The sequence below is a fragment of the uncultured Flavobacterium sp. genome, assembly GCF_963975005.1.
In the GTDB taxonomy this organism is placed as follows: Bacteria; Bacteroidota; Bacteroidia; order Flavobacteriales; family Flavobacteriaceae; genus Flavobacterium.
The window spans coordinates 1-8545 of record NZ_CAXBFR010000124.1; the positions used below are offsets into that span (position 1 = coordinate 1).

The following is an 8545-nucleotide window of genomic DNA, read 5'->3' on the forward strand; positions in this document are numbered from 1 at the left end:
GCATCTTCAACTGCATATTCCTTTACTTCTTCCAAAGTAACATCACGCATTGATTTTTGGTTCTTTCCTTTTTTTCCAATTAATTCTTCAATGCTTTTTGGACTATATTTTAAATACGTTTCGCTCAAAATGTCCATATTGTGACGCATATCAGGATTGATCAAATAATGAGCTATCATTGTGTCGAATAGTTTTCCTTTTACTGAGATATTGTATTTTGAAAGAATTTTTAAATCATATTTTAAGTTCTGACCAATTTTTTCAATCGTTTCATTCTCAAAAAACGGTTTTATTTTTTCAATAAGGACTAAAGCGTCGTCTTGATTTTCTGGAAATGGAACGTAAAATCCTTTTCCTTTTTCGTATGAAAATGCAATTCCGACTAATTCAGCATTTAAAGCATCTAAACCAGTTGTTTCAGTATCAAAACAAACAGAAGTTTGATTTTGTAAATTTTGAAGTAGTAATTTTAGAGCTAAATCACCTTGTATAATTTGGTAAAAATGTTCCGTATTTTCTAAAGTCGCATAAAATGAAGAAGTACTAAAACTATCGCTTGAATCATCAGAAAATCCAAATAAATCCATTTGATCTTCATTCTTTGGTACTGTTTTTCTAGCTGGTTTTGGAGTTTCACCAGTATTTGGAGTGTCGTTCGTGTTTATTTCATCATAATCGCTTCCATCTCTAAACATTTTGTCAAACTGTTCTTGCATTCGTCTAAATTCCAATTCCTGAAAAATTGCTTCTGTTTTTTCAACATCAGGTTTAGATAATTCAAAATCACTTTCATTAAAAGTTACCGGGCAATCAAGTAGTATAGTGGCTAATTTTTTAGAAAGAATACCTTTTTCTTTATTGGCTTCAATGTTTTCTTTCATTTTGCCTTTAAGTTCATGTGTGCTTTCTAGTAATTTTTCCATTGAACCATATTGTGCTAAAAACTTCTTAGCAGTTTTTTCACCAACACCCGGTAAACCTGGAATATTATCAACAGCATCACCCATCATTCCTAGAAAATCAATTACTTGTAAAGGATGTTCAACTTCAAATTTTGCTTGTACTTCAGGAATTCCCCAAATTTCAATTCCATTACCCATTCTTGCAGGTTTGTACATAAAAATATTTTCAGATACTAATTGGGCAAAATCTTTATCCGGAGTTACCATAAAAACTTGAAAACCTTCTTTTTCTGCTTGTTTGGCTAGTGTTCCTATTAAATCATCCGCTTCAAAACCTGCCTGCTCCATAATTGGAATGTGCATGGCTTTTAGTAAGTCTTGTATATATGGAACAGCTATTTTTATAGCTTCTGGTGTTGCATCTCGGTTGGCTTTGTACTCAGGAAACATTTCATTTCTTATGTCACTTCCTCCTTTGTCAAAAGCTACTGCTAAATGATCTGGTTTTTCTCGTTTAATCACATCCATTAAGGCGTTCATAAATCCCATTATGGCAGAAGTGTCCATTCCCTTTGAATTAATTCTTGGGTTTTTAATAAAAGCATAATAGCCCCTAAATATTAAAGCATATGCATCGAGAAGGAATAAACGTTTTTGTGACATGGTTCTAAAATTAATTTTAAAACGTAAAAATACAATTCTTCTAAATATTTAACTTAATTATTATGTAATATATTCCTTTAAAAGTAAGAATTAAATAAAAGTAAAAAAGTAAAGTTTTATTTTTTTTATTTTTTTTATGTATTTAATCGATATTTTTATACATTTGAACGATTAAATATTAAATATTCTACTTATGAAAAAGAACTTTACTTTATCTTTAAAAACTATTTTTTGGTTTTTTATGCTTTTTTGTACCATACAAAATTTAAATGCTCAAGTAGGAATTGGAACTACTTCACCTGCGGCATCTTCTGTATTAGATATAACATCTACAACACAAGGCCTTTTAATGCCCAGAATGACTACGGCTCAAAAAAATACTATTGTAACTCCCGCTAACGGTTTAATGGTTTATGATGCTGATTTAAAAGGATTTAGTTATTATGATTTACCAGCAACAACTTGGGTTAATGTTTCACAAGGTAGATCAAAATTTAAAAGAATAAAATCTACAGATGTTTTAGCTGCTGTTTTGGCCGCCGAATTATCTGCTGGAGGTGGTTCTAAATATCTCTTAGATTCTCAAACTTTGTATGAGATAAATGGTACGGTTACTCTAAATTTCCCAATTGAATTAAACAATGCTTATCTTGTTGGATTAGATTCTTCAGATGACAAATTAATTAAAGCAACAGGAGACCTTTTTACAGGAACTACAGGTGGATCCATAAGGGTATTAACTTTGGTTGCTACTGGTGGTAATGTTTTTAATATAAATGGAGGGGGAACTCAAAATTTAATTTTTAGAGACATGATTATTACGAGTTCTGCTAATGTTGGATTGATTCAAAATTTTAATTTGGTATTTAGTAGTATTATTCAGTATGTAGGCAATGCTAACGGATTTATTTATAGAGATATATCAAAATTATTGTTAGATAATCAAGGCTGGTTTGGAAATAATACTGGAGTTTTTGAAAAATTTGAAGGCACTTTTGGTTCAATTCAAAAGCAAGGAGGTTTTTCAGATGTTAATGGTGCAGCTATAGGTATGGATTTTTCTTTAAATCCACTAATAAATGCAGACGGTATAATTGAAAATGTCAATTTTGCAGGAACATTATCTACTGGTAAATATGTAAATCCATATACCGGAGCAGGTACTTATGCCGGTTTTAATTTTAATAATAAATGGAATGTTAATTGTTCAGGTATTCCTTATGAAGGAGATAGAGTTGCAGTTGGGGATATAAATTATGATTATCCTGTAGGTTCTGGTGCTAGTACAACGCTTTCAGGAACAGCAGTTAAGTTATTAGGAACCACTACCTCGAATAACCTATATAGAGCTTCCCGTAATGGTGTTGATAATAGAATACAATATTTAGGAAATAAAAAAAGATTTTTTAAAATAGGGGGATCAGCGTCTTTTCAAGCAACGGCAACAAATACGATTTATATATTTTATATTGCTAAAAACGGAACAGTTGTTAATCAATCAAAAGTATATGTGAATTCAAATTCAACAACTGATATTTTAGCTGTTCCTTTGCAGTCTATTGTTGAATTATCACCAAATGACTATGTGGAAGTTTTTGCGCAAAGATTTAGTGGAACAGGTAATATTTTAACGGTTTCTATGAATCTTATCATAAACTAAAATTGTTTAGTACAATATAAAAGACCGATATTTAACATGTTGGTCTTTTTTATGGCGTTAAAGTTTTAACAATTAGTTTCTATAGCAGACTTTATATTTATTACTTTGCAAAAAAATAATAATATGCTACGTTGGTTAATTCCACTAATAATAATTGCGGTTATAGAGTTTTATTCATTTCAAGCAATTCGAACGGTTACTAAATCAAAATTTATATTGATAGTTTATGTATTAATGACATTAATAGTTGTTAGTTATATTATTTATCAATTCACACAATTTGACAGAAGCATTGGTCAAACAAGCAAAACTTTGTTTACAATGGGATTGTTCTTGATTTTTGTTGTGCCAAAAATTGTTATAAGTGTTGTTTTATTTGGAGAAGATATTTTTAGATTTTTTAAAGCAGTTATCGTTCATTTCGTTGGCGATAATGACGGTGGAAAATTTATGCCAACCAGAAGGCGATTTGTAAGTCAAATTGCTTTAGGCTTGGCTGCTATTCCTTTTGCATCATTGTTATATGGAGTAACTATTGGAAAATATAATTTTAAGGTAATTAAACAAACCCTGTTTTTTTCAGATTTACCAGATTCTTTTGATGGAACAACAATTACTCAAATTTCTGACATTCATAGTGGTAGTTTTGATAATCCTGAAAAAATTCAATACGCTATTGATTTAATAAACGAGCAAAATAGTGATATGGTTTTGTTTACAGGGGATATTGTAAATACACATGCCAAAGAAATGTATCCTTGGATTGAAATGTTTAAAAAAATTCACAATCCGGCTTTAGGAAAATTTTCAATTTTAGGAAATCATGATTATGGTGAATATTTAGAATGGGATTCAGATAAAGAAAAAGATGATAATTTTGAAGCTATAAAAGATTTACATCGTCAAATTGATTTTAAATTATTGCTCAATGAAAACATTAAAATTCAAAAAGAGAATGATTCAATTCGTTTAGTTGGTGTTGAAAATTGGGGGAAACATTTCAAAAAAGCAGGTGATTTAAATTTAGCTAGTCAAGGAATAAAAAATGAAGATTTCAAAATTTTAATGAGTCACGATCCAAGTCATTGGGATGCAGAAGTGCAACACGATGAAAGAAATTTCCATTTAACACTTTCGGGTCATACTCACGGTTTTCAATTCGGAATAGAAATTCCAGGTTGGATAAAATGGAGTCCAGTGCAATATGTTTATAAACAATGGGCTGGATTGTATGAAAACAAGGGTAGATATGTCTATGTTAATCGTGGTTTTGGTTTTCATGCTTATCCTGGTAGAGTTGGGATTATGCCTGAAATTACCGTAATTGAGTTAAAAAAAAGTAAAAAAGTAGCGTAATTCATTAAAAATACTACATTTGTACAATAAATTGTATGGTAAAATTAATTTTTTACTTTAAATAACATCAAATTTATGTCAAAATTTGGAGAACTTATAGATGCTCAAGTTCCTGTTTTGTTAGATTTTTTTACAGAATGGAATGAGCCTTCAATTGCAATGAACGAAGTAATTCGTCATGTAGCAGCAGCGCTTGGTGATAAAGCCAAAGTGATAAAAATTGATATTGACAAAAATCAAGAACTTGCAGAAGCACTTCGTATTAAAGGTTTGCCTACTTTGATGATTTACAAATCAGGTCAAATGGTTTGGAGACAAAGTGGTGAATTAGATGCTAATACTTTGATAAACATCGTAAAAGAGCAAGCTTAATTTATCGTATCAAAAACGAATCCTTTTTCTTTTAAAAATTTAATAGCTTTAGGCAAAGTATACTCAAGGTTTTTCTGTGCTTTTAAACTATCATGAAAAACTAAGATGCTCCCAGAAGTTGTTTTTTTTGTGTTTTCTAGGCATTTTTCGGGCGAAATGGCTTGGTCGTAGTCTTTGCTTAAAACATCCCACATTATAACTTTAAAACCTTTTGCTCTAAGTAATTTAGTTTGCTTGGTTTTTATTTTCCCATAAGGAGGACGATAGAGTGAAGAATGAAGATTTTTGATTGTAAATTGTTGAATAATATTACTACATAAATCAACATTTTCAAGATATTTTTTTGTTGAGGTTTTCCATCCTTTTAAATGATTAAAGGTGTGATTCCCTATGGAATGCCCAGCTGCAATTGTTTTTTTTAATATGTCAGGATGCTTTTCAATATTGTTTCCAATGCAGAAAAATGTTGCTTTTATGTTTTCCCTTTCAAGAACATCTAAAACCCATTCTGTCACTAAAGGTGTTGGTCCATCATCAAATGTTAGGTATATTTTGTTTTCAGAATTCGGAATGTCCCAAACCTGATTGCAGAATATTTTTTTTATGAATTTTGGAACTTTTACCATTGAAAAGAAAAAAAGCCTAATAAGTTTTTGTCTTAGTAGGCTTTGATTTTTAAATTATTTCAACATATCTCTGTTAAAACGCTCAAACATTTTATTATAGTTGTTGAATTTTATTTTTTCAGTTGCATAGAAATTATTATCATTTGCACTTTCAATTATTTCTAATAAACTTCTATATCTTTCAATATCTAGACTAATATCATTTACTAATCTGTTTTGTTGATTGATGGTTAAACTTTTATAATACGTCAAGTTTTCTTGATATTTACCGATTAACGTTTTTACTATTTTTTGTGCTTTTTCTTTCTGGCCTAATTCATAATATCCAGTTGCAAAAGGTTCAACTAAAGTGTAATAACCAAATTGTTCAATTGGCATTTTTGCCATAGCTAAATCAATCAGTTTTTCTGCTTTTTCTTTTTTACCTTCATTAATTAATACTTCCATTAATCGAGCAATATTTGAACGATAGGAAACAGCATTTTTTCGTGTTTCTGTGTCGTGCAGCATATCAGGATTTCCACTATTTCCCCAATCTAATTTCATTATGATATCATACATTTTGTCCCTATCAATAATACCCATGTCTAATGGACTTCCACCTTCTTTTTTTGGTGTTTTTATTGGGACAATTTTGTAGCAATTTCCAACTAATTCTAAATAATCTTTTAACCATAAGAAATCTTCGTCAGCAAAACTTCCACCTGTAAAATACATCGGTCGTTTCCAGTTGTTTTCATTCAGAATGTCAAGCATTATTAAACGATTTTTATATAGAGCATTTCCTTTAATAGTTAGGTACATTGCAGGAACAATCGAATCTTGAAATTGTTTTGCTACAACATTATTTTTAATAACAGTTTCTCTGTCAACAGGAATAATTATTTTATTTGATGGGTAATAATGTAGCCTTTGACCACTGTTCATTTCAACAGTTGCTCTTTCGTCTTCAAGTTTAATAAACTTTAAAACTTCATCTAAGACTAACGGTTCTTTAGTTTTTTCAACAAAAAGAACACCATCTCTGTTACTACCTTTGTACTGATCTCTTGTAAAAGAAATTGGCAAAGGTTCAGATTTATAAGCTTTGTTTTTCATTTGATCTATATACCAATCGGTTGCTAATAAACTGGTATTTACAATTCGTACATCAGTTCTATAGCCTTCAATTTCTTGAGCATACCAAAGCGGGAATGTGTCATTGTCTCCTATTGTAAATAAGATTGCATTTGGATCACACGAATCTAAATAAGCTTTCGCTAATGCTAAGGCTGTATATTTTCCAGAACGATCATGATCGTCCCAATTTTCTTTAGCTAAAAGCACTGGTCCAGCCAACATAGTTGCAGCTAAAACAACAGGAATTGTAATTTTTGGGCTTAAGAATTTTTTTAATCCTTCATATATACCATAGACGCCATAGCCAATCCACATGGCAAATACATAAAATGACCCTACAACCGCATAGTCACGTTCACGTGGTTCAAAAGGTCTTTCATTCAAGAATATCTTTAAGGCAAAACTTGTAAATAAAAATAATGCTAGAAGAACATAGAAACTTCTTAAATCTTTTCTTGCATGAAAAATCATTCCCACAATACCTAAAATAAAAGGTAAGAAATAGTAAGTGTTCCTTGCTTTATTGTTTTTCATATCAGATGTCAATTTAGACTGATTGTCTAGTCTAATTTCGTCTAATGGTTTAATTCCACTAATCCAATTACCATTTTCATTATCGTATTTTCCTTGAAGATCATTTTGACGACCAACAAAATTCCACATCATATACCTCATGTACATGTAGCCAAATTGGTATTCAAACATGAACTTCATGTTGTTGGCAAATGAAGGTTTTTCGATTATCAAATAATCTCCATATCCTTTTAAAAATGCAGAATAGTCTTCTAAATCTACTTTTCCTTGAGCATAAGCTGTTCTAAATTCAGAAACTATTTGAACTAATTCGTCTTCATGCGAATATTCTGGATTTATTCTAAACTCTAAGGGTTCTGTAAAAAGCATATAGTTTTCAGCATGATCAGTACTCCACATCCTTGGCATAAATCCTTTGTGGTTGTCATCCAAATTTTGATTTCCGTTTTTGTAATCATTAGTAATTACATATTCTCCAGTGGTATAATCTCTCTCATAATTGGGTTTTTCATCGAAATAAGGATTGTTTTCGTCAATTCCTGCATAAGATTCTGAAAACATTGGGCCATAAAACGTTTTTTGCTCTCCATATTGCTCTCTGTTATAATAAGCTAAGACTTCGGCAGCATCAGATGGTTTGTTTTCATTGATTGGAATATCCGTGTTTGCTCTAATAGGCAACATTATCCAAGTCGAAAAACCAATTAAAATAAATAATAAGCAAAGTAAAATAGTGTTATAAAATACATGTCCTTTCTTTCGCGTATAGTTTAATCCAAAATAAAAGAAAGTTATAATAAGTAAGAAGGCAAAAATTGTCCCTGAGTTAAAAGGTAATCCGAAAGTATTTACCATAAATATCTCAGTTTTTCCAAAGAATGACAACGTATATGGGAGTAAGAATTTAAATACAAAGAACAAAATTACAACTACAACAACATTAGCAATAATAAAGTTTTTAAGAGTGATCTCTTTATACTTTTTAAAGTAATAAAGAATTCCAATTGATGGAATAGTTAGTAATGCCATAAAGTGAGCACCAAAAGAAAGTCCAATCACTAGAGATATCAAGACTAACCATCTGTTTCCTCTAGGTTCATCCATTTCTTGTTCCCATCTCAAGGCTAACCAAAGTAAAAGAGCAATAAATAGGGAAGCCATAGCGTAAACTTCTGCTTCGGTAGCATTAAACCAAAAACTATCTGTAAATGTAAAAGCTAAAGAAGCAACTAAAGCACTTCCTAAAATCATGATAGAATTGCTTTTTTCATCTTCATTTGTGCTTGGAACTATTTTTTTATGTAAAATAGTCA

Annotated in this window: 6 protein-coding genes; 3 read left to right on the top strand and 3 right to left on the bottom strand. The window is 30.5% G+C overall.

The window, feature by feature from the left end; genetic code table 11:
• A partial coding sequence (locus tag AACZ53_RS12390) for a 5'-3' exonuclease H3TH domain-containing protein (protein WP_339838959.1) occupies positions 1–1565 on the bottom strand: 1565 nt, incomplete at its 3' end.
• Positions 1566–1758: 193 nt separating this feature from the next.
• Here AACZ53_RS12390 and AACZ53_RS12395 point away from each other — a divergent pair.
• From AACZ53_RS12395 to AACZ53_RS12405, 3 genes are all read left to right on the top strand, one after another.
• Positions 1759–3225, top strand: coding sequence for a hypothetical protein (locus AACZ53_RS12395; protein WP_339838960.1), 1467 nt, complete (start codon positions 1759–1761; stop codon positions 3223–3225).
• A gap of 123 nt (positions 3226–3348) precedes the next feature.
• Positions 3349–4581, top strand: coding sequence for a metallophosphoesterase (locus tag AACZ53_RS12400; protein ID WP_339838961.1), 1233 nt, complete (start codon positions 3349–3351; stop codon positions 4579–4581).
• A gap of 75 nt (positions 4582–4656) precedes the next feature.
• A complete protein-coding gene (locus AACZ53_RS12405) occupies positions 4657–4953 on the top strand; it encodes a thioredoxin family protein (RefSeq protein WP_339838963.1) in 297 nt (98 codons plus the stop codon).
• Here AACZ53_RS12405 and AACZ53_RS12410 read toward each other — a convergent pair.
• Both AACZ53_RS12410 and AACZ53_RS12415 read right to left on the bottom strand, forming a co-directional pair.
• Positions 4950–5579 (bottom strand): polysaccharide deacetylase family protein, encoded by a 630-nt coding sequence (locus AACZ53_RS12410; RefSeq protein WP_339838965.1) that lies wholly within the window; start codon positions 5577–5579, stop codon positions 4950–4952. The two genes, AACZ53_RS12405 and AACZ53_RS12410, sit on opposite strands and share 4 nt — an antisense overlap.
• Before the next feature lie 54 nt (positions 5580–5633).
• Positions 5634–8545: DUF2723 domain-containing protein (locus tag AACZ53_RS12415; protein WP_339838967.1), on the bottom strand; the 2912-nt coding region annotated here is incomplete at its 5' end.

What these genes read in the sequence shown, in the direction of transcription:
- AACZ53_RS12395 (WP_339838960.1), top strand. Translation starts at nt 1,759, where the DNA reads ATGAAAAAGAACTTTACTTTATCTTTAAAAACTATTTTTTGGTTTTTT.
- AACZ53_RS12400 (WP_339838961.1), top strand. Translation starts at nt 3,349, where the DNA reads ATGCTACGTTGGTTAATTCCACTAATAATAATTGCGGTTATAGAGTTT.
- AACZ53_RS12410 (WP_339838965.1), bottom strand. Translation starts at nt 5,579, where the DNA reads ATGGTAAAAGTTCCAAAATTCATAAAAAAAATATTCTGCAATCAGGTT.
- AACZ53_RS12405 (WP_339838963.1), top strand. Translation starts at nt 4,657, where the DNA reads ATGTCAAAATTTGGAGAACTTATAGATGCTCAAGTTCCTGTTTTGTTA.